The sequence below is a fragment of the Microbulbifer sp. S227A genome, from assembly GCF_049800935.1.
In genome coordinates this window covers 511,511-532,618 of the sequence record NZ_JBNAFZ010000001.1, presented here as the reverse complement: position 1 = coordinate 532,618, position 21,108 = coordinate 511,511, and the positions used below count along the sequence as shown (strand labels likewise).

Annotated in this window: 25 protein-coding genes, 1 pseudogene and 1 riboswitch; of the genes and pseudogenes, 8 read left to right on the top strand and 18 right to left on the bottom strand. The window is 63.4% G+C overall.

All coding sequences use genetic code 11. The features are described 5' to 3' along the window. Positions 1–11: 11 nt before the first annotated feature. The 15 genes and pseudogenes from hmgA to ACP15R_RS02550 all read right to left on the bottom strand — a co-directional run bounded on the left by hmgA (position 12) and on the right by ACP15R_RS02550 (position 12,472). On the bottom strand, positions 12–1,373 hold the full coding sequence (hmgA, locus tag ACP15R_RS02620) for a homogentisate 1,2-dioxygenase (protein WP_424984813.1): 1,362 nt from the start codon (positions 1,371–1,373) through the stop codon (positions 12–14). 127 nt (positions 1,374–1,500) lie between these two features. Then, a complete protein-coding gene (locus ACP15R_RS02615) occupies positions 1,501–2,310 on the bottom strand; it encodes a division plane positioning ATPase MipZ (RefSeq protein ID WP_424984812.1) in 810 nt (269 codons plus the stop codon). A gap of 141 nt (positions 2,311–2,451) precedes the next feature. Continuing rightward, entirely contained in the window at positions 2,452–4,083 is a 1,632-nt protein-coding gene (locus ACP15R_RS02610; protein WP_424984811.1) for a sulfotransferase, read from the bottom strand. A 149-nt stretch (positions 4,084–4,232) separates the two neighbouring features. After that, a complete protein-coding gene (rpmE, locus tag ACP15R_RS02605; protein WP_424984810.1) occupies positions 4,233–4,454 on the bottom strand; it encodes a 50S ribosomal protein L31 in 222 nt (73 codons plus the stop codon). An 11-nt stretch (positions 4,455–4,465) separates the two neighbouring features. Continuing rightward, positions 4,466–4,849 (bottom strand): 50S ribosomal protein L19, encoded by a 384-nt coding sequence (gene rplS / locus ACP15R_RS02600; RefSeq protein WP_424984809.1) that lies wholly within the window; start codon positions 4,847–4,849, stop codon positions 4,466–4,468. Positions 4,850–5,152: 303 nt separating this feature from the next. Continuing rightward, the gene (gene trmD / locus ACP15R_RS02595; RefSeq protein WP_424984808.1) at positions 5,153–5,977 is read right to left on the bottom strand and encodes a tRNA (guanosine(37)-N1)-methyltransferase TrmD; all 825 of its coding nucleotides are present in this window, start codon (positions 5,975–5,977) and stop codon (positions 5,153–5,155) included. Between the two features lie 55 nt (positions 5,978–6,032). After that, positions 6,033–6,830, bottom strand: coding sequence for a hypothetical protein (locus ACP15R_RS02590; protein WP_424984807.1), 798 nt, complete (start codon positions 6,828–6,830; stop codon positions 6,033–6,035). Position 6,831: 1 nt separating this feature from the next. Then, positions 6,832–7,338, bottom strand: coding sequence for a ribosome maturation factor RimM (gene rimM, locus ACP15R_RS02585; RefSeq protein ID WP_424984806.1), 507 nt, complete (start codon positions 7,336–7,338; stop codon positions 6,832–6,834). A 155-nt stretch (positions 7,339–7,493) separates the two neighbouring features. Beyond that, positions 7,494–8,141: a 5,6-dimethylbenzimidazole synthase gene (gene bluB / locus ACP15R_RS02580; protein WP_424984805.1), complete on the bottom strand. Its 648-nt coding sequence runs from the start codon at positions 8,139–8,141 to the stop codon at positions 7,494–7,496. 132 nt (positions 8,142–8,273) lie between these two features. Continuing rightward, positions 8,274–8,513: pseudogene (gene rpsP, locus ACP15R_RS02575) on the bottom strand (30S ribosomal protein S16); the annotation flags it as partial. Positions 8,514–8,592: 79 nt separating this feature from the next. Next, positions 8,593–8,889 carry a chorismate mutase gene (locus ACP15R_RS02570; RefSeq protein ID WP_424984804.1) on the bottom strand — a complete coding sequence of 99 codons (297 nt, stop codon included), beginning with the start codon at positions 8,887–8,889 and terminating at the stop codon, positions 8,593–8,595. Then, entirely contained in the window at positions 8,882–9,487 is a 606-nt protein-coding gene (locus ACP15R_RS02565; RefSeq protein ID WP_424984803.1) for a GNAT family N-acetyltransferase, read from the bottom strand. Before ACP15R_RS02565 ends, ACP15R_RS02570 begins: the two co-directional genes overlap by 8 nt. Beyond that, positions 9,484–10,068, bottom strand: coding sequence for a GNAT family N-acetyltransferase (locus ACP15R_RS02560; RefSeq protein ID WP_424984802.1), 585 nt, complete (start codon positions 10,066–10,068; stop codon positions 9,484–9,486). The genes ACP15R_RS02565 and ACP15R_RS02560 overlap by 4 nt, the downstream gene beginning before the upstream one ends. An 82-nt stretch (positions 10,069–10,150) precedes the next feature. Continuing rightward, positions 10,151–11,647: a signal recognition particle protein gene (gene ffh, locus ACP15R_RS02555; protein ID WP_424984801.1), complete on the bottom strand. Its 1,497-nt coding sequence runs from the start codon at positions 11,645–11,647 to the stop codon at positions 10,151–10,153. A 243-nt stretch (positions 11,648–11,890) separates the two neighbouring features. After that, positions 11,891–12,472, bottom strand: a complete 582-nt coding sequence (locus ACP15R_RS02550; RefSeq protein ID WP_424984800.1) for an FMN-dependent NADH-azoreductase — start codon at positions 12,470–12,472, stop codon at positions 11,891–11,893. Positions 12,473–12,605: 133 nt separating this feature from the next. On the opposite strand from ACP15R_RS02550, the gene ACP15R_RS02545 reads away from it, so the two are divergent. Next, the gene (locus ACP15R_RS02545) at positions 12,606–13,484 is read left to right on the top strand and encodes a LysR family transcriptional regulator (RefSeq protein WP_424984799.1); all 879 of its coding nucleotides are present in this window, start codon (positions 12,606–12,608) and stop codon (positions 13,482–13,484) included. Next, the gene (locus tag ACP15R_RS02540) at positions 13,481–14,362 is read left to right on the top strand and encodes a DMT family transporter (RefSeq protein WP_424984798.1); all 882 of its coding nucleotides are present in this window, start codon (positions 13,481–13,483) and stop codon (positions 14,360–14,362) included. The genes ACP15R_RS02545 and ACP15R_RS02540 overlap by 4 nt, the downstream gene beginning before the upstream one ends. 14 nt (positions 14,363–14,376) lie before the next feature. Here the strand turns inward: ACP15R_RS02540 and ACP15R_RS02535 are convergent, their stop codons facing one another. Further along, positions 14,377–14,718 (bottom strand): ArsR/SmtB family transcription factor, encoded by a 342-nt coding sequence (locus ACP15R_RS02535; RefSeq protein WP_424984797.1) that lies wholly within the window; start codon positions 14,716–14,718, stop codon positions 14,377–14,379. A 181-nt stretch (positions 14,719–14,899) separates the two neighbouring features. On the opposite strand from ACP15R_RS02535, the gene napE reads away from it, so the two are divergent. The 6 genes from napE to ACP15R_RS02505 are packed head-to-tail and all read left to right on the top strand — an operon-like array spanning position 14,900 to position 19,537. Beyond that, on the top strand, positions 14,900–15,088 hold the full coding sequence (gene napE, locus ACP15R_RS02530) for a periplasmic nitrate reductase, NapE protein (RefSeq protein WP_424984796.1): 189 nt from the start codon (positions 14,900–14,902) through the stop codon (positions 15,086–15,088). Positions 15,089–15,098: 10 nt separating this feature from the next. After that, positions 15,099–15,614 (top strand): ferredoxin-type protein NapF, encoded by a 516-nt coding sequence (locus ACP15R_RS02525; protein ID WP_424984795.1) that lies wholly within the window; start codon positions 15,099–15,101, stop codon positions 15,612–15,614. After that, complete coding sequence (locus ACP15R_RS02520) at positions 15,611–15,901, top strand: chaperone NapD (RefSeq protein WP_424984794.1); 291 nt, start codon at positions 15,611–15,613, stop codon at positions 15,899–15,901. Before ACP15R_RS02525 ends, ACP15R_RS02520 begins: the two co-directional genes overlap by 4 nt. After that, positions 15,898–18,396 (top strand): nitrate reductase catalytic subunit NapA, encoded by a 2,499-nt coding sequence (gene napA, locus ACP15R_RS02515; protein ID WP_424984793.1) that lies wholly within the window; start codon positions 15,898–15,900, stop codon positions 18,394–18,396. Before ACP15R_RS02520 ends, napA begins: the two co-directional genes overlap by 4 nt. A gap of 8 nt (positions 18,397–18,404) precedes the next feature. Continuing rightward, complete coding sequence (locus ACP15R_RS02510) at positions 18,405–18,875, top strand: nitrate reductase cytochrome c-type subunit (protein ID WP_424984792.1); 471 nt, start codon at positions 18,405–18,407, stop codon at positions 18,873–18,875. Then, positions 18,875–19,537 carry a cytochrome c3 family protein gene (locus ACP15R_RS02505; RefSeq protein ID WP_424984791.1) on the top strand — a complete coding sequence of 221 codons (663 nt, stop codon included), beginning with the start codon at positions 18,875–18,877 and terminating at the stop codon, positions 19,535–19,537. The genes ACP15R_RS02510 and ACP15R_RS02505 overlap by 1 nt, the downstream gene beginning before the upstream one ends. A 48-nt stretch (positions 19,538–19,585) precedes the next feature. Here the strand turns inward: ACP15R_RS02505 and ACP15R_RS02500 are convergent, their stop codons facing one another. Together ACP15R_RS02500 and ACP15R_RS02495 are read right to left on the bottom strand one after the other, a co-directional pair. Then, the gene (locus ACP15R_RS02500) at positions 19,586–20,344 is read right to left on the bottom strand and encodes an FAD-dependent oxidoreductase (protein WP_424984790.1); all 759 of its coding nucleotides are present in this window, start codon (positions 20,342–20,344) and stop codon (positions 19,586–19,588) included. After that, positions 20,344–20,958 (bottom strand): FAD-dependent oxidoreductase, encoded by a 615-nt coding sequence (locus ACP15R_RS02495; protein ID WP_424984789.1) that lies wholly within the window; start codon positions 20,956–20,958, stop codon positions 20,344–20,346. Before ACP15R_RS02495 ends, ACP15R_RS02500 begins: the two co-directional genes overlap by 1 nt. Continuing rightward, positions 20,951–21,038: riboswitch (glycine riboswitch) on the bottom strand. Its footprint overlaps the gene before it by 8 nt. Positions 21,039–21,108 lie beyond the last annotated feature (70 nt).

The window sequence follows — 21,108 nt, the reverse complement described above, 5'->3', positions numbered from 1 at the left end:
TCCGCTGGCGGTTACTTGGTGCCGGGGGTGCCGTCGAATTTCTTTTCGATGTCGTCCCAGCAATCGATATAGTCATCCTGAAGCGGTGCTTCCGTGGCGGCAAAGGTGGTGAGGTGCTGCGGGAAGCGGGTCTCGAACATGAAGGACATCGTGTTGTCGAGCTTTTCAGGTTTGAGATCGGCGTTGCTGGCTCCCTCGAAGGCGTTCTTGTCCGGGCCATGGGGCAGCATCATGTTGTGGAGACTCATGCCTCCGGGCACGAAACCCTGGGGTTTGGCGTCGTATTGACCATAGATATTCCCCATCAGCTCGGACATGATGTTCTTGTGATACCACGGCGGGCGGAAGGTATCTTCCATTGTCATCCAGCGCTCGCGGAACAGCACGAAATCGATATTCGCGGTGCCCGGCACGCCGCTGGGGGCGGTCAGCACGGTAAAGATCGACGGGTCCGGGTGATCGAACAGGATCGCGCCGATGGGGCAATAATTGCTCAGGTCATACTTGACCGGCGCGTAATTGCCATGCCACGCCACCACGTCCAGCGGGCTGTGGCCGATGCGGGTTTCGTGGAACTGGCCGCACCATTTGATGGTGACGGTGCTGGGCGCATCGCGGTCCTCGAACGCGGCGACGGGGGTTTTGAAGTCACGGCGGTTCGCCATGCAGTTGGCCCCGATCGGTCCGCGTCCCGGGAGTTCGAATTTCTGGCCGTAATTCTCGCAGACAAAGCCGCGGGCGGGGCCTTCGAGCAGTTCGACCCGATAGAGCAGCCCGCGCGGAATGATCGCGATTTCACGCGGTTCAAGATCGATGATGCCCAGCTCGGTGCAGAACCGCAGCCGACCTTCCTGCGGGACCACCAGCAGCTCGCTGTCGGCGGAGTAGAAATAGGCATCCTGCATCGACGCGGTAACAAGGTAGATATGGCTTGCCATGCCGACCTGGGTGTTCACATCCCCGGCGGTGGTCATGGTGCGCATCCCGGTAAGCCAGGTCAGCGCCTGTTCGGAATGCGGCACCGGATCCCAGCGATACTGGCCCAGGGAAATGACATCGGGGTCAATGTCCGGGGCCGAGCGCCAATAGGGCAGGTCGATCTTGTCATAGCGGGCCGAATGCTTGACCGAGGGGCGGATGCGATAGCACCAGGTCCGCTCGTTCTGGTGGCTGGGCGCGGTAAAGGCGGTGCCGCTCAGCTGTTCGCCATACAGGCCATAATTGCATTTTTGCGGGCTGTTCTTGCCCTCGGGCAGCGCGCCGGGCAGGGCTTCGGTTTCAAAGTCATTGCCAAATCCGGGCATATAGCCGGGATTGGTGGCCGTCGGGGTGGCGGCCTGGATCATGGAATGGGCGTCGGTCGGACGATTCATCGCGGTTCCTCCGTTTTTCAGAGGCAGGGGTAATAGTTGATTTTGTAACTAACAACGCAAAATTTTGCCCGCCGCACGAATTTCGCCGGTGACGCCGTGGCTCAGATGTCGGGGGTGACGCCGTGGCTCAGATGTCGGGGGTGACGCCGGGGAGGTTTAGTGCCTTCATCATGTCGCGCAGCTCCTGGCGGGCGGCGACATTCGAGATATTCAGCTGTTTGACGCCGATATCCTTGAGGTCGAGCAAGGTCAGGCCGCGCGGGAACAATTCGCGGAACACGACGCGCTCGCTGAAACCCGGAGCGATGCGAAAGCCGATGCGTTCGGACAGCAGGCGCAGCGCCCGCTCCATCTTTTCCTTGTTGACCATGCGCTGTGTCCCGACGCGATTGCGCATCACGATCCAGTCGATCGGCTGCAACCCGGCCTGCGCCCGCAGTTGTCGGGATTTCCACACCATTTCCGAATAGACCGAGGGGCCGAGGATCTTTTCGCCTTCTGAGTCGATCCGCGCCAGCAGGTCGAAATCGACAAAGCTGTCATTCAGTGGCGTGATCAGCGTATCGGCAAGCGAATGGGCCACCTGGCTGAGGCGGGTGTGCGAGCCGGGGCAATCGATCAGGATGAAATCGCTTTTGGTCTCAAGCTCGGCGACGGCGACCGAAAGGCGCTGGTCATAAACGTTTTCCCCTGGATCGAGGCTGTCCGCATCGACCTGGGGCAGATCGTGACAGGAGGGGCCGGGGAGGTCGAGCCGGGACTTGGTCATGAAGTCTCGCCGGTTCTCGACATAGCGCCCCATCGAGCGTTGTCTGAGGTCGAGGTCAAGCGCGTTGACCCGATGGCCCAGCCGCGCGAGGGCGGTTGCAACATGCATTGAAACCGTCGATTTGCCGGCTCCGCCCTTTTCGTTTCCGACAACGATGATATGCGCCATGCCCGATCCTTCCGCTGCCGCTTGGCGCGGCTTAGAATTTGCTTGGCACTCTATATGTTGCGGGTGGGGCGATGGAAAGCGCCGGAAACCAGTTTTCCGCCTTTGCCGAAACAGTTTCCATGGCCATCGGCCGTGACAGGCTCAGCTCAGCCCCGCCGCCCTGAGCGCAGTGGCAAGCGGGGACAGCTGGGTTTGGTATTTGCGCCAGCTTTGGTCGCTGTTTCGGTAAATGCCACGGCGCACCTGTCCGGCGCTGGCGGTCAGCACCGGGGCATCCGCAGTCTGTGGTGCCAGGCAGGCCTCGGTCCAGTTCAGGTCGCAGGCCGCGATCAACCGGCGGATGGTGCGCTCGGTATCGGTCACCAGGTCGGCATAGGCCAGGTCGACAATCTGCGCACCAAACCTGTCGGACCAGAAGCGCATCATGTCGCGGTGCAGCAACATGTAGGCCGCGATATCCGCCATGCCATAGGCAAAGCCGTTGCCGGGCGAAGAGAACATGTGGCGGAACAGCGACCAGGCAACCGGCATCGGTGCCCGCCGGAGCGAAACAATGCGCGCCTCGGGCATCGCCGCACAGATCAGCCCGACCCAGCGGAAATTCAGCGGCATCTTGTCGATCAGCACCGCCGACCCGTCCGAGTGCCGCCCCAGCCCGGCGACGATCCGCGCGCGCAACTCCAACAGGTCGTCACGGCTCGGCGCCGGACGGTTTTCCCCCTGTAGCCGGCGCAGCAGCGGTGCGACCGCGTTTGGCACGACCGACAATTCCCCGGCGGGCTGGGTGTCGTCTGACTGGCTCAGGATGCGTTCAACCAGCGTGGTGCCGGAGCGGGGCAGGCCGACGACAAAGACCGGGCGCGGCGCGGCGATGAGGTCGGGGGCCAGCGCCTTGGGCGGGTCGGGCAGCAGGGATTTGTACCATGCAAACCGCTGCGCCTCTTGCGCGATGTCAAATTCGGACGCTGCTTTGCGCAATTGGTTGCCTTGCAGCAGGTGAGCAAAGGCGGCATCGGTATCGCCGGTATCGTCCAGCGCCTTGAACAGGGCGAAATGCAGGGCCGCGAGTTCGGGATCGTCCTTGCGGCGGCGTGCCAGTATCTCTTGCATCTGACTCAGATGCGGATCGTCCGGGGTATAGGTCTTGCACCCGGCGAGATTGTGGTGAAGTGACACGATATCCGGACTGAGGGCGATGGCGCGGGTGAAATGATCTGCCGCCTGTTGCATGTCGCCATTGGCCTGCGCAATGATTCCCAGATGGTTGAGCGGTCCGGCCCTGTCACCATCATGTTGCATCGCCGCGATGTGGCAGTCTCGCGCCGCATCCAGCCGCCCGAGATCGCGCAGGATGCAGCCCTTGGTGTCCAGCGCCACGGGGTCTTGGGGATTGTGTTGCAGCACCGTGTTCACCGCCTCAAGTGCCGCGTTGCTACGTCCCATGTCGAGCAGGCAGCGACATAGTGATATGCCCAACCCGGCATGTTCGGGGCGCAGCGCAACCGCCTCTGCCCAGTGCTGCGCCGCCGCGTCAAGCTGGCGGGCCTGCTGGCACTGTTGGGCCTTGTCCGCAAGGATCGAGGCGGCGGACGGGCCGATTGCCGCCAGCGCCTTGCGCGCGCGCGGGTTGCCGGGAAAACGCGACAGGACGGTGCCATAATCGCGCGCCGCCCCGGTGATGTCACCGGCGCGCCTTGCCCCCTCGGCCCGGGCGAGGAGCTTGCGGACATCCAGATGGGGTTGCCTGGCTTGCGTTTGGGTCTGAACGGACATGGCGGTTCCGGTGCTGCGTCTGGTTCATCGCAGGGTGGCAGCAAAGCCTTGCCAAATCGTCACCGCCTTGCCGAAAACCCGATGGCGCCAAACGCAAAACGCCGCGGCAAGGGCCGCGGCGCTGGATCGTGCAAGATCGATCGGTTCGATCAGAAACCGAGACCTTCGTATTTCTTCTTGAACTTGGACACGCGACCGCCGGTATCCATCAGGCGGGTACCGCCACCGGTCCATGCGGGGTGTACGCTCGGATCGATGTCAAGTGCCAGCGAATCGCCTTCCTTGCCCCAGGTGGATTTCATCTGGATCACGGTGCCATCGGTCAGCTTGACGTCGATGAGGTGATAGTCGGGATGGGTATCTTTTTTCATGTATCCGCTCCTTAGGCCTGAGCGCCCGACTTGGGCTTGTAGTTCGAATCTTCCGCGATCCGGGCGGATTTACCGCGACGCGAGCGCAGGTAGTAGAGCTTGGCGCGGCGCACACGGCCACGGCGCACCACAGTGATGCTCTCGATGTTGGTCGAGTGCAGCGGGAACACACGCTCCACGCCTTCGCCAAAGGAAATCTTGCGCACGGTGAACGCGCCGGCGATGCCATCGCCGCCCTTGCGTGAAATGCAGACACCTTCATAGTTCTGCACACGGGTGCGCGACCCTTCGGTCACCTTATAGCCGACCCGGATGGTGTCTCCGGCCTTGAAATCGGGAATCTCTTTCCCCAGGGCGGCAATCTGTTCCGCCTCAAGCTGTGCGATCAGGTCCATCGCATCTCTCCTAATTGCTCGTGGTTTTTCCACGAAGATTTGCGCGTCCTCAGAGCTCTTGGTCTTCACCGGGTCCACCGCAGTGCCCGCCAGAGATCAGGTCGTCATTCCTTGGTCGATTTCCTGTTGCCAGCCCCGCGCATACAGAAGAATGCAGCCGGTCACACAGCCAACAGGACCCGAGTCGCTGGCGCAACCGGGAATTCGCGCGGTATAGGAGGTTTGGCCCGGTCGATCAAGAGGATCGTGGGGCATGCGGCGGGATAGTTCGGGATCGGTTCAGCAGGGTAAACGCACCGTTGCCTAGGAACCGGATTCCTTGTCTCGCCGGTATCTCGCCCACAGGTCGGGGCGGCGCTGTTGCGTGATCCGTTCCGACATGTCGCGCCGCCATCGGGCGGTCTTGCCGTGGTCTCCTGCGGTCAGCACCGGCGGGATGGGCCGGTCTTTCCATGTTGCGGGGCGGGTGTATTGCGGATGCTCGAGCAGCCCGTCGGAAAAGCTCTCTTCCTCGGTCGAGGCGTCATTTCCCAACACCCCCGGCAACAGGCGAACGGTTGCATCGATCAGCGCCTGCGCCGCGATTTCACCGCCGGTCATCACAAAATCGCCCAGGCTGACTTCCTGCACGCCGTATTCTTCGAGAACCCGTTCATCGACCCCTTCAAAGCGACCGCATAGCAGGGTGACACCATCCGCCGCGGCCAGTAATTTCATCAGGCCCTGCGTCATCGGGCGTCCGCGCGGCGACAGGTAGATCAGCGGCCAGTTCCCGGTTGCGTGGCTTTGCGCGGCCTCGATTGCGGGGCCTACCACATCGGCACGCAGCACCATGCCCGCGCCGCCACCGGCCGGGGTGTCATCCACGTTGCGATGCTTGCCGATGCCAAAGCCGCGCAGGTCGATCGTGTCGAGTTGCCACAGCCCCTCCTGCAAGGCCTTGCCGGTCAGGCTTTCGCCCAGCACGCCGGGGAATGCGGTGGGAAACAGGGTGATGACCTTGGCTTTCCAGACGCCCTTGAGGTCCGGGGTCGGGGTAATCAGTTCGCGCGGCTGCAACGACGCGCGGATGGTCTTACGGCCCAGGGAACGGTGATTGGGTGTGGCGGGTTTGGTTGGCTCGGTCATGGCGGCGTCTTAGGGGAATGCGGCGGACAAGAAAACGGGAATCTCGGGCGGCGCGCTAGTCGGCGTTGCGGCGCTTGGCGGCGTCAAGGATCGCGCGCTTGGCGTTCTGTCTGGCCTCGGAGTCCGAGAATTTGCGGTTGGCGCGCAACAAGGCCTGCAGGGTTTCGGGATCGTGCCGGGTATTGGCGGGGTGTTGCGGTTCGATGCGGCCGCGCAATTCGGCGGGCAGGTCACAGAGATCGAGCACCGGTTCCAATGGCCCCAGCCGCAGCCCGGCGCTGGTTTCCAGCGCGGAATGGCTGACCGGATGGGGTGCCACCTGGCTTTGGACGGAGTCAACAATCTGGACCAGATTGGCGGACGCGCGATAGGTTTCGGCATAGGTCCAGCAATCCATGGTCATCCGCACCGCGCGCAGATGCTGGGCGTGACAACTCGCCAGCCACGGCGCAGCGGCCCGTGTCGAGAAAAACAGCCGGATGTCGGCATCGGGATGGGTGCGCGCAAGGCTTGCGACCAACCCCCGCATGAGCGACGGCGTGGCGTCATAGCTGCACAGGTTGCGCCGGCCGGGCATGCGACCGGCGAGATCTTCGGAACACAGCAGCACCGGGCGCGGGTCGGCCGTATCCCAGCCCCTGGCAAGCGTGACGGCGTGATCGCAAAAGCGGGCCATGTCCTCGTCGCGGCGCGATACCGACCAGTCGCGCGCCGCATCGCAAAGCTCGGGCATCTGCTGGCGCAGGATCACACGTAAATGCGGTTTCAGCACCCGGCCATTGGCGCGCAGCGTCGCCTGGACCGTCGTTGTCCCGGTCTTGTGAAACCCGGCATGAACGACGATCCGATCCATCTCAGAACAGCCCTTCTGGGGGATCGGCGACAATGCGTCCGGTGGTGAGGTCGACGGTGGGAACCGCCGCGCGGGTAAAGGGCAGCAGCACGGTATCCTTCAGGCCCGGACCGTGGATTTCGAGCAGGTCGCCGGCCCCATGGTTCATCACCGACCTGACGGTACCAAGCTGTTGTCCCCCGGTGTCGAACACCGCCACGCCGATCAGGTCCGCATGATAGAACTCGTCATCCGGCAGGGACGGCAACAGCTCGCGCCGGGCAAACAGGCGCAGGCCGCGCAGGGTATCGGCCTGTTCCTTGGTGGTGATGCCGCCAAGCCGCGCGGTAAATCCGTTTTGGGTGGTGCCGGTCAGGATCACCGAATAGTGTTGGCTGCCATCCTCGTTGCTGAGCGGGGCGTAATCGGCAATGTCGGCAGGGATCGCGCAGAAACTCTTGAGCCGCACCTCGCCGCGCACGCCGAATGCGCCCGCCAATGCTCCGACACAGACCAGATCATCCGTCATTCGGGACTCCCTTGCATATTCCCTGGACCAGCTTGCCGCCCGCCAGCTTGCAGCGTTCCATCTGTTGCGATCGCTCATAGAACAATCCCACGAGAAACGCGATTGCCGTAAACATCAAGAGGCGTATCAGGCGAAACACGAACAGGTCTCCGTTTTCATCGGTCGAAGATGGTGGGTGGGCCGGAGCGCTCTTGCCATCCCACGCGGCTGAGTTCCGGGATGTCCGAACTGCTCTCGGGATAGCCGACGCAGAGATAGGCGATCAGTTTCCATTCATCGGGCACATCAAGGTCGCGGGCCAGCTGTACGGGATCGAGGATCGATACCCAGCCGACACCGACATCATGCGCGCGGGCCGCCAGCCAGAATTGCTGGATCGCGCAGACGACGGAATAGCGGCGCATTTCCGGCATCGTCCTGGTGCCCAATCCGCGCCCCTGCGTGGTGGCCTCGTCGCAGAACATCGCCAGTTGCACCGGGGCCTGGGTCATCCCCGACAGCTTGAGGCCGGAGTATAGCCGGGCGTCCTCGCCATGATAGCCGGCGAGCGCATCGGCATTGGCCTTGCGGAAATTGTCGAGCGCGTGGCGACGCGCATCCTCGGATGCGACGCGCACGATGCGCCACGGTTCGCTGAGCCCGACAGAGGGGGCCAGCGACATGGTTGACAGGCAGGTGTCGAGAACCTGCGGGTCCAGCGGATCCGTCCGAAAGCTCCGAACGTCGCGCCGCCACGCCATCAACCGGTTCAGGTCGTCGCGAAACGCCCGGGAAAAGCCGGGCGTTTCAACAGGATCCACCATTTATTCGGCGGATTCCTCGGCCGGAGCCGCCGCTGCGGCGGCCTTCTCGGCCTTTTCTTCGGCACGGGCCTTGGCTTTCTCGCCGGGGGTGCCTTTCTGCGGGTTGTTGCGCTCGGTCTTTTCACGAACGCCGGCCGCTTCGAGCATGCGCGCGATCCGGTCGGTGGGCTGGGCGCCCTGGCTCAGCCAGTACTGAACGCGCTCCATGTCCATCTTGACGCGGTCTTCGCTGTCTTTCGGCAGCAGCGGGTTGTAGGTGCCCAGCTTTTCGATAAAGCGGCCGTCGCGCGGCATACGGCTGTCGGCTGCGACGATGCGATAGAAGGGGCGCTTCTTGGAACCGCCACGGGCGAGTCTGATTTTCATGGCCATTGGTTGTTTCTCCTTTGAATAGAATTGCACCGAAGGTGCATTTTCTGATGTTGAACCGCACCGAAGATGCAGGTTGTTGTTAAGATTGATGTTTTTCGTGGTGGTGAATGACTTCCTGAATGATGAAGTTCAGGAAAGCCTTGGCGAATTCAGGGTCCAGGTCGGCCTGTTTCGCCAGGTCTTCGAGACGTGCGATCTGATGCGCTTCGCGCGCCGGATCGGACGGGGGAAGGTCGTGGTCGGCCTTGAGGCGGCCCACCGCCTGGGTGTGCTTGAACCGCTCGCCCAACGTATAGACGAGGATCGCATCCAGCCGGTCGATGCTTTCGCGATGTTCCTTGAGCAGCGCGGCGGCGCGGGCAACGTGGTCAGTCAAGAGCCCATCCTTTCGGTTTGAACAGGGGGTCGCGGTAATGGTTGATTTCCATCTCGATCCCGTGGGCCAGCTGGGTGTCATTCAGCCGCGCGGGCGAGGGGTGGCGGTAAACGGCGTCGCTGCCGTCGATGGTGGCGGCGGTGTGATCCCTGATCGCGCCCAGCCGTTCGGCCAGCCGGATGCTGTCGAGATTCTTGGGGTCGATATAGCTGACGGCGGTGTCCCAGCCCAGCACATGATAGAGATAGCGCCGCGCCGCGTGGGTCGCCTCGAGCGCGATGCCGCGTCCCGCAGCATCGGGCCAGATCACCCAGGCGATTTCGGCCTCGGGCCATTTCGCGGGCTTCCAGCCGCCGGCCATGCCATAGGTTTCGCGGCTTGCCCGGTCGTGGATCATCCACATGCCAAAGCCCCGGATCGCCCAATGTCCGATCTCGGCCGCATAGAGCATCCAGGATTCATAGGCGTTCAGCGGCCCGCCCATGAAACGCGCACGATAGCTGGTAAAGGTGGCTTTGAAATCCGGGTAGTCCTGGGGCTCGGGCCCGCGCAGGATAAGGCGTTCGGTTTCAAGGGTGGGAATGGCGGCGCTGCTCATGCATATGCCTCCATGCCGCCATCGGCCAGGGCGTCGGGCGACGGGTGCCGATACACCAGGCAGGGCGCGTCGCCGGGGGTGGCGGCAGAGGCGTCGCGGGTTGCCCCCAGCCGTTCCGCCAGCGCGATGGATCGCGCGTTGGCCGGGTCGATATAGCTGACCGCACTTTCCCAGGCCAGCACGTCATAGGCAAAGCCGCGCGCCGCCCGAGCGGCCTCGTGGGCATAGCCCCGGCCCTCGGCTTCCGGAGACCAGATCGCCCAGCCGATTTCCCGCTCGGGCCAGCCGGCGGGGCACCATGGACCGACCGAGCCAAGTGCCGTGTCATCGCCCTTGCGGGTGATCGCGAAATTGCCCCAGCCCCGCAGCACCCAATGGCCGATCAGGTGGCCAAAGGCCCGCCAGGCCTGTCCCTCGTCAGGATCGCCCCGACGGATGAAACGCGACCGGTCGGATGCCATCATCGCACGAAACACCGGCCAGTCCTGCGCGCCCGGGGCGCGCAGGATCAGTCGTTCGGTCTCAAGAACCGGGGTATCGGCGAGATGCGGGGTCATGCGCTGCACAGCCTGGCCTGACATATCGGCCGCCGCGCGCGATGCACGGGCAGGATGCCTCCGGCGGGAGTATTTGGTGCAAGATGAAATGCGGGCATGTGGGGGGTCATTTCTTCTTTCCAAAGCCCGAGAGACCAGGGGGCAGGGCCATGCCGCCACCGCCCAGGCCGCCCAGACCACCGGGCAGCTTGCCGCCCATTTGCTTGGCGGCGGCTTCGAGCGCCTTTGGGTCCATGTCGGCGGGCATTCCACCCTTGCCGAACATGCCTTTCATGGCCTGCTTCAGCATGCCGCCTTTGCCCATCTTGCCCATTTTCTTCATCATGTCGCCCATCTGGCGATGCATCTTCATGAGCTTGTTCAGATCGGAGACCTGCATTCCCGCACCGGCGGCGATGCGTTTCTTGCGGCTGGCCTGAAGGAGCTGCGGGTTGGCGCGTTCCTTCTTGGTCATCGACTGGATCAGGGCGATCTGCTGTTTCAGGATCTTGTCGTCGAAACCCGCATCCTCGACCTGTTTGGCCATTTTCTTCATGCCGGGCATCATGCCCATCATGCCCTGCATGCCACCCATCTGGATCATCTGTTCAAGCTGCATCTTGAGGTCGTTCATGTTGAACTGACCCTTCATCATGCGCTTGACCATCTTTTCGGCTTGTTCGGCCTCGATGGTTTCCTGGGCCTTTTCCACGAGGCTGACGATATCGCCCATGCCCAGGATACGGCCCGCGATGCGATCGGGTTCGAAGGTTTCGATGGCGTCCATCTTTTCGCCGAGGCCGACGAAACGGATGGGTTTGCCGGTGACGGCGCGCATCGACAGGGCGGCACCGCCGCGCCCGTCGCCGTCCATCCGGGTCAGGACCACGCCGGACACACCGATCTTGTCGTCAAACTCGGTGGCGACATTGACCGCGTCCTGGCCGGTCAGCCCATCCACCACCAGCAGGGTTTCGCGCGGGCTGGCCACGTCGCGCACGTCGGCGGCCTGCCGGATCAACTCTTCGTCGATATGCAGGCGGCCCGCGGTGTCGAGCATGTAGACGTCATATCCGCCCAGGCTGGCCTGTGTCTTGGCGCGTTTGGCGATCTGGACCGGGTTTTCGCCCTTGACGATGGGCAGGGTGTCAACGCCGATCTGGGTGCCGAGGATCGCCAGCTGTTCCATCGCCGCCGGGCGGTTGGTGTCAAGCGAGGCCATCAGCACCCGCTTGCCGTCTTTTTCCTTGAGGCGTTTGGCCAGCTTGGCGGTGGTCGTGGTCTTGCCGGACCCTTGCAGGCCGACCATCAGGATCGGCGCGGGCGGGTTGTCGATCTTGAGTTTGCCGGGATCGCCTTCGCCGCGCAGCACGTCAACCAGCGCGTCATGCACGATCTTGACGACCTGCTGTCCGGGGGTGACCGATTTGGTAACGGCCTGGCCGGTGGCCTGTTCCTGGACTTTCCTGACAAAGTCGCGGGCGACCGGCAGCGAGACATCCGCCTCGAGCAGGGCAACGCGGACCTCGCGCAGGGCGGTCTTGACGTCCTCTTCGGACAGCGCCCCTTGCTTGGTCAGCCGGTCGAACACGCCAGACAGGCGTTCGGATAGGTTTTCAAACATGGCCAACTGGCCTCCGTACCGGTTTCCGTTGCGCCCAACATGGGATGGGACGCCTAAATGCGCAATCACCCCCACGGGCGTAACACGCTGGTGGAGGGCGATCCCCATGAAAGGGGACCGGAAGGTGTGACGCTTCCGGGTGGTTCACCGCCGATTAGCCGCAACGCCCCGCCCGAGTCAAGGGCTCAGAGCGGGGCGCGCGGCGAATGCGGTATTCCGTTGGGGCGGGTATCCGGCCCCGCTTCAGGCGGCGAGGGCAGAAATCCGGGCATTGGCGGAGGCGAGGGCTTCGTCCTGATCCGCGTTCAGCCGGTCGGCGGCGATGATCTCGATATCGCTGATCCCGACAAAGTCCAGCACCTGGCGCAGATAGGTCGAGGCGAAATCGATCTCGGAGCCGACAGGGGCGCCACCGGTTGCAATGGCGACAATGGCACGCTTGCCGCTCAGCATACCGCGCGGGCCGTTCTCGGTATACTGGAATGTGCGCCCGGCGCGGGCGATCAGGTCGACCCATGCCTTGAGGCTGGCGGGGATGCCGAAGTTGTACATCGGGGTGCCGATGACAACGGTGTCGGCGGCTTCGAGTTCTTCGACCAGCTGATCGGACAGGGCCAGCGTATCCTTCTGGGCGTCGGTGCGCATGTCGGCCGGGGTGAAATTGGCGTTGACCCAGTCTTCGGTCAGCTGTGGCAGCGCATTGGCCAGATCGCGGCGCAGGGTCTGTTGCGGGGCCAGGCGTTCGACGATGCGGGCGCTGAGATCGCGGGAAACCGAACCCTGGTGACGGGCCGAGGCGTCGATGTGCAGAATGGTCTTGGTCATGGCTGTAATCCTTGTGCGATATGGGGTTGCGAGGCGGCTCGCCTGTTCTGTGACAGACAAATAAACCTTGCATCATTGAACGCAATTGGCCAAAAAACACGGTAAGTGTTGATTTTTGCACAGAGGGCGGCGAATGGACAATTGGGACGAGGTGCGCACCGCCTATCAGGTTGCACGCATGGGAACCGTCAGCGGCGCGGCGGATGTTCTGGGTGTCCACCACGCCACGGTGATCCGCCATATCGATGCGATCGAGGGTCGTTTGGGGGTCAAGCTGTTTCAGCGTCACGCCCGTGGTTACACGCCGACCGAGGCGGGCACCGATCTGCTGCGGGTGGCGCAGGCGACGGATGACCAGCTCAACCAGCTGGCGGGACGCCTCAAGGGGCAGGGGGATGATGTCGGCGGCGAGCTGGTGGTGACGTCCCTGACCGCGCTGTCGGGGCTTCTGGTGCCGGTGCTGGCGGCGTTCCAGCAGGCGCATCCCGATCTTGTCGTGCGGTTTCTGACTGGGGATCGCCTGTTCCGGCTTGAATATGGCGAGGCGCATGTGGCGGTGCGCGCCGGGTCCCCCCCGGATCAGCCGGACAACGTGGTGCAGCCCTTTATCACGCTGAATTCCGGGCTTTATGCCAGCGCATCCTATGCCGCCGCGCATGGGGTGCCCGACGGGCCGGAGCAGTTCGGCGCGCATCGCTTTGTCACCCATGACGACGAGAACAACCGCGCGCCCTTTGCCCGCTGGCTGCGCAAGACCATCCCGCCCGAGGCCGCGACCTTTCTGGCGACCGATCAGCATTCGATGCACGTGGCGATCTTTGCAGGCGCCGGGATCGGGTTCCTGCCGACCTGGCTGGCGGCGCGGCGCGACGACATCGTGCCGGTCATGCCGCCACAACCGGAATGGGCGTCGGCCGTGTGGCTGGTCACCCATGTGGACCTGCACAGGACGACCAAGGTTCAGACCTTTGCCAAGTTTCTCAAGCAACACGCATCGGATTGGCAGTTGTGACTCCGCAGGCCCAGGGGCACGCCTGCATGTTGCTGTTCTCGGTGCTGGTGGCCGGGTCGTTTTCGCTCGGGTCGCTGGTCGCCAATGAAATCGCGCCGATGGCGTTAACCGCGCTGCGCTTTGCCATTGCCGCCGCGATCATGGGGGCGCTGGCGCTGGCCACTGGTGGCATCCCGCGCCGCACTTTTGACGCGCCCTGGCGTTACCTGATCCTGGGTGGCCTTTATGTCATCTATTTCGTGCTGATGTTCGAAGGACTCAAGACCGCGCCACCGGTCAGCGCCTCGGCGGTTTTTACCCTGACCCCGATGATCGCGGGCGGGATTGGCTGGCTGCTGCTGCGCCAGGTCACGACGCGGCGCATGGCGCTGGCGCTGGCCATCGGGGCCGTTGGCGCGCTCTGGGTGATCTTTCGCGCCGATTGGGCGACGGTGCGCGCCTTTGATATCGGCGAGGGCGAGGCGATCTTTTTCTGGGGTTGTGTTGCCCATGCGGCCTATCCGCCGGTCATGCGTCTGCTCGGTCGGCAGGAGCCGGCGGCGGCGTTTACCTTTGCGGTGATCGCGGCGGGGTGCCTGATCCTGACGGTTGTCGGCTGGCGTGACATTCGCGCCACGGATTGGGCCGGTTTGCGGCCGCTGGTGTGGATCACCATCGGCTATGTCTCGCTTTTTGCCACCGCCGGCACATTCCTGCTGGTGCGGATCGCGGCGGTTCGGCTGCCATCGGCCAAGGTCATGGCCTATACCTACCTGACGCCGAGCTGGGTGATCCTGTGGGAGATCGCGCTTGGCAATGGGGCGCCTGGCGGGCTGGTGCTGGTGGGGGTTGCGCTGACGGTGATCGCCTTGCTGCTCTTGCTGCGGAATGAACACTAGCGCAACCGGCGCGGTCAGCCGCGCGTCTTGGCCTCGGTTTCAAGTTCCTGCGCGAGGAAACGTTCGAACGCGTCGAGATTGACCGGCTCGAACTGCCCGAACCCCTGCATCCAGACCGAGGCCCCGCGCAGCGCGTCGGGTTCGAGCTTGCACCATTTCACCCGCCCGCGCTTTTCCTGGCTGATCAGCCCCGCGCGGGTCAGGATCGTCAGGTGCTTGGAGATCGCCGCCAGCGACATCTCGAAAGGCGTGGCAACATCGGTCACGGCCATGTCGTCCTCAAGCAGCATCGTCAGGATCGCCCGGCGGGTTGGGTCGGCCAATGCGGCAAAAACGATATCGAGGGGATCTGACATGTCCCTGTCATACAAGCGCGTTTCGGTCAGGAAAAGGCATATGCAGCGGCGGGTCGGGGCGATGCCCGAGATTCGCCGGGCTCGTTCCCGCGCAGATTGATCTGAATCAAGGATCGCGCGGTCGAAGCTGTTAGCGTCTGAGCGATCGGCCCGGATGCCGACAATCAGGGGAGGAGCGATCATGGACAATGCCTCGATGGACAATGCCACGATGGACAATGCATCTGGGGCGGCGACCAAATCGGAAGAGAGGAACGTGTTCCTGTTCCTGGCGGTGGTGCTGGCCCCGGTGCTGGCGGTGGCCCTTGTCGGCACTTATGGGCTGGTGATCTGGATATCGCAGATTTTCCTGGGCCCGCCGCACGGCTGATGGGTGTCCCATGCCAGCCAATGCCAGCAACACACTGACCCGGCGGGATTTTCTGCGAAATCCCGGTGCCCGTCCGGCCCCTGAATTCCGCCCGCCCTGGAGCGACGAGGCGGCGGTTCGCCGCCATTGTACCGGCTGCGGCGATTGCGTCCGGGCCTGCCCGCAGGAGATTCTGGAACTGGATGACAACCGGCACGTCCGGGTGGCTTTGCATGGTCGCGACTGCACGTTTTGCGCGGCCTGCGCAACGGCCTGTGACGAGGACGTCTTTGACGTGGATCAAAGCCCGCCATGGCCGGTGGTGGCAGAGATTACGGGGCGTTGCCTTCTGGCCGCCGGGATCGCGTGTCAGTTGTGCACGGATATCTGCGAACCCCGCGCCCTGCGCCTTGATGCCAGCGTGCGCCCGATGGGGCGTCTCCGGCTGGATACCACGGCTTGCACCGGCTGCGGTGCCTGCCTCGGGCTTTGCCCGAACGATGCGATCACGCTGACCGATCCCAGAATGAAAGGCCCGCCCGAATGAACCGGCCCCTGCATATTTCCAGCCTCGTGGTGCGCAGCCATCCCGACCGGATGCCAGATGTCGCAGCGCATATCGCCCGGATGCCCCATGCCGAACTGTCGCTGACAGACCCGTCCGGCAAGATCGTCGTGCTGATGGAAACCGACAGCGATCAGGCCATCGCGGATGGGCTGGCGCATATCCAATTGCTCGATGGTGTCGCCAGCGCGGCGCTTGTCTTTCACCAGATTTGCGAGGCGGACGAGGTGTCTGTCTCGGTTTCGGAACCCCAGGGAGCCCTGCAATGACCGCAATGACCCGACGCGATTTGATCAAGACCCAGGCCGTGGCGGCCGCGGCCCTTGCGGCGGGCCTGCCGATCCCGGCGGCGGCGCAGAACCTTGTCACCGAGGCGGCGCTGACCGATCTGAAATGGTCCAAGGCCCCCTGCCGGTTCTGCGGCACCGGTTGTTCGATCATGGTCGCCACCAAGGCCGGCCGGGTGGTTGCCACCCACGGCGATACACAGGCCGAGGTCAATCGCGGGCTGAACTGTGTCAAAGGCTATTTCCTGTCCAAGATCATGTACGGTGCCGACCGCCTGACCCAACCGCTGCTGCGCAAGCGCGACGGGGCCTATCACAAGGACGGCACGTTCGAACCGGTCAGCTGGGACGAAGCTTTTGATATCATGGCCGAGAAATGGAAAAAGACGCTGGCCGAGAAAGGCCCCGAGGCCATCGGCATGTTCGGGTCGGGCCAATGGACGGTCTGGGAGGGCTATGCCGCCTCCAAGCTGATGAAGGCCGGGTTCCGGTCCAACAATATCGACCCCAATGCGCGCCACTGCATGGCCAGCGCGGTGGCCGGTTTCATGCGCACCTTTGGCATTGACGAGCCGATGGGCTGTTACGACGATTTCGAGAACGCCGACGCCTTTGTGCTCTGGGGCTCGAACATGGCCGAAATGCACCCGATCCTGTGGACGCGCATTTCGGACCGCCGGTTCAGTCACCCGCATGTCAAGGTGGCGGTGTTGTCGACCTTTACCCACCGCAGCTTTGATCTCGCTGATATCCCGATGGTTTTCACGCCCCAGACCGACCTGGTGATCCTGAATTATATCGCGAATTACATCATTCAGAATGACATGGTGCACAAGGATTTCGTACGCGATCACGTCAACTTCAAGCGGGGGGCCACCGATATCGGCTATGGGCTGCGCCCGGAGGACCCGCGCGAATCCAATGCGGCGAATGCGGGCAATGCAAATGCCTCGGACCCCATGAGTTTCGAGGAATATGCCGCGTTCGTTTCGGACTATACGCTGGAAAAAGCCGCCGAGATGTCGGGCGTTCCCGCCGCGCGGCTGGAGGAACTGGCCAGACTCTATGCCGATCCGGATACGCGGGTCATGTCGCTCTGGACCATGGGCTTCAACCAGCACACGCGGGGCGTCTGGGCCAACAACCTGATCTACAACATTCACCTGCTCACCGGAAAGATCTCGACGCCCGGCAACTCGCCCTTTTCGCTGACCGGACAGCCTTCGGCCTGTGGCACCGCGCGCGAAGTCGGGACGTTTTCGCACCGCTTGCCCGCCGACATGGTGGTCGCAAACCCCGAGCACCGGGCCTATGCGGAAAAGATCTGGAACCTGCCCGCAGGGACGGTGCCGGGCTGGGTCGGCAGCCACGCGGTCAAGCAGAACCGCGATCTCAGGGATGGCAAGATCAATTGCTATTGGGTGCAGGTGAACAACAACATGCAGGCCGCACCCAACATGATGAACGAGGGGCTGCCGGGATATCGGAACCCCGAGAATTTCATCGTGGTCTCCGATGCCTATCCGACCGTCACCGCCGAAGCCGCCGACCTGATCCTGCCCGCCGCCATGTGGGTGGAAAAGGAAGGGGCCTATGGCAACGCCGAACGGCGCACGCAGTTCTGGCACCAGCTTGTCGATGCGCCGGGCGAGGCGAAATCCGATCTCTGGCAATTGGTCGAGTTTTCCAAGCGGTTCACCACCGATGAGGTCTGGCCCGCCGAACTGCTGGATGCCAGCCCCGAGTACAAGGGCAAGAGCCTGTTCGACGTGCTGTTCGCCAATGGCAAGGTCGACCGTTTCGGGCTGGATGAGGTCAGCAAGGACTATGCCAACCCCGAGGCCGAGGATTTCGGATTTTACCTGCAAAAGGGCCTGTTCGAGGAATATGCCGAGTTCGGGCGCGGCCATGGTCACGATCTGGCGCCGTTCGAAACCTATCACGAGGTGCGCGGCCTGAGATGGCCGGTGGTTGATGGCAGGGAAACCCGCTGGCGGTTCAACGGCGACCACGACCCCTATGTGCGCGATGGCAAGGCGATCGATTTTTACGGCAACAAGGACGGCCGCGCCAATATCTTTGCGCTGCCCTATGAACCGGCGGCCGAGAGTCCGGACGTGGAGTTTCCGATGTGGTTGTCAACCGGGCGGGTGCTGGAGCATTGGCATTCCGGGTCGATGACCCAGCGGGTGCCCGAGCTCTATCGCGCGGTGCCCGATGCGGTTTGCTATATGCATCCCGATGACGCGAGCGAGATGAATCTCAGGCGCGGCTCCGAGGTCAGGGTCATCTCGCGGCGGGGCGAAATTCGGACGCGGGTCGAGACAAGGGGGCGCAACAAGCCGCCGCGCGGGCTGGTCTTTGTGCCGTGGTTCGACGCCCGCAGGCTGATCAACAAGGTGACGCTGGATGCCACCGATCCGATCTCGAAACAGACCGATTTCAAGAAATGCGCCGTGCGCATCGAAGCCGTGTGAGGTATGAGATGAAACTTCTGCAATTGCTGCCACCGCTCGCCATTCTGATCGCCGGTACGATTGCCGTGGCGGATAACCAGGTTGCGACGCTGCGCCCGGATGTGCCGCTGGACCAGGATGGCGAGGCATCGCAGATCCCCGGCGTGGTCAACACCGACATCCGGCAGGTGCGCAACTATCCGGACCAGCCGCCGCTGATCCCGCACAAGATCGACAATTACCAGATCGATGTGAACGCCAACAAATGCCTGACCTGTCACAGCCGCACCGCCGTGGATGTCAGCCAGGCCCCGATGGTGTCGGTCACCCATTTCATGAACCGCGAGGGGCAGACCCTGGCCACCGTCACCCCGCGCCGTTATTTTTGTACCCAATGCCACGTGGTCCAGCATGACGCGCGCCCGTTGGTCGAGAACAGCTTTGTCGATGTCGACCGGGTACTGGACCATGTGATAACCCAGCCGGGCGGGGCAGACTGATGTGGGGATTTGTCAAACGGGTCTGGTGGATCATCCGCCGTCCCAGCACGTTCTTTTCCCTGGGGTTCCTGACCATTGGCGGCTTTGTCATGGGGATCGTGTTCTGGGGCGGGTTCAACACCGCGCTGGAAATCACCAATACCGAGCAATTCTGTACCAGCTGTCACGAGATGCGCGACAACGTGTTCCAGGAGCTCAAGCCGACGATCCATTACTCCAACCGCTCGGGAGTGCGCGCGTCTTGTCCGGATTGCCATGTGCCGCATGAATGGACGCACAAGATCGCGCGCAAGATGCAGGCCAGCAAAGAGGTCTGGGGCAAGATCTTTGGCACCATCAACACCCGCGAGAAGTTCCTTGAAAAACGTCTCGATCTGGCCCGCCATGAATGGGCGCGGCTCGAGGCGAATGACTCGCTGGAGTGCCGCAATTGCCATTCCGCGGCGTCGATGGACATCACCCGCCAGAGCAATCGCGCCGCCGAGGCGCATGAGCGGTTCCTGTTCACCGGCGAAAAGACCTGCATCAACTGCCACAAGGGCATCGCGCACCAGCTGCCCGACATGGGCGCGGCCGATCAGGACCACGCAAGCCTGTTGCCGGGGGGCGATCCGGTGGCGGCGTCCGAGATCAGAACCTACCTGGGGGCCGCCGGCCATTGACGGCATGGGCGCATCCCCGCAGCGAGCGGGGGTGCCGCGGCCCCGAGGTCAGGCGGCGATGGCCGCAGGCACCGGGCGCTTGTCGCCATGCCGTTCGGCGACCTGTGCCGCCACGATACGCGCGGTTGCCGCAGAAAGCGTCCAGCCCAGATGGCCATGCCCGGTGTTATAGAACACGCCCGGTGCCCGCCCGGCTCCGACACGGGGCAACATTGACGGCATCATCGGGCGCAGGCCGGCCCAGGGCGTGACATTCTCGGTCGAGATGCCGGGGAAGTGGCGTTCGCACCATTCGGTCAGCGGGCGGATACGGTCGGCGCGGATATCGCGGTTGTCGCCGTTGAATTCGGCGGTGCCGGCAATACGGAACCGGTTTGCGCCAAAGCGGCTGGCCACGATCTTGGAGCGGTCATCCAGCAGGCTGATCCATGGCGCGGCGGCCTGGCTTTCGGCATCGTCGAGGTTGACTGTGACCGAATATCCCTTGACCGGATAGATATTGACCCGGTCGCCCAGCTGGCGGGCAAACTCGCGGCTCTTGATGCCGGCGCTGACAACCACCGCGTCAAACACCGCGTCGCGGCCCCTTTCGGTGACACGCACGCCGCCCGGCTGCGCGGTGAGCCGCTCGACCTGCGCCCCAAAGCACAGCGTCGCACCTCGGCGTGCACAGGCGCGGGCCAGGCCCATGGTGAATTTGTGGATGTCGCCGGAACTGTCGGACTCGGTCAGAAAACCACCGACGAAACTGCCGCGCAGGGCGGGTTCGATTTCGCGGATCTCTTCGGGTGCAAGCTCGCGGCGCATCAGCCCCCCTGGGCGAGCAGGGCATTCACCTTGCGGGCATGGGCCATGTCGGTTTCACGGTCATAGAAATGCAGGATGCCGCGCCGTTCCAGATCGAAATCGATGCCTTCGCGATCGGCCATGTCAAACAGCACCGCGCGCGCCGCGATGGCGAGGCGGACGGTTTCCACCGTGTTGCTCTTGTAGCGCGGAATGTTGGACAGGAACTCGGCCATCCACCGCATCTTGTGCAGGGTGGGAGCGGGGTTCACCAGCAGCGGCGCATCCGCCTGCAACATCCATTTCAGCCCCTTCAGGACGGTGCCCCACTGGGTCCAGACCTCGGCATTGGAGGCCGAAAGCTGACCGCCATTGGCAAAGCTGGTTTCCATCGCCGCATAGCGGTGACGGTCGAACACGGTCACGTCGAATCCGCGATCCAGCAGTTCATAGGCGGTGGTCAGGCCGGTCACACCGGCCCCGATAACGGCAATCTTGGTCATGGTCATGCTCCTCGCACGTGTGGCATCTGCCGCTTGCCCCCTCCGTGCGTGGAACCTGAGAGCTTCGCCCGGCAGGCCGGGCTTTCTCCTACGGTGGGCCTTGTGGGCCGCTTTCCGGAGTGTTTGGGCCATACCGGTCCTGGGACCTGAGAGTTTCCGGGGCGGTTGCTCCTTCGGCGGCGGTGTGACCCGCCTTCTCCCGGCATAGCCTTCACTATGCGGCGGCAATTAGGCGATTGCCCTGATTCGCGCAACAGATTTAAGAGGCCCGGTGAAACGTGT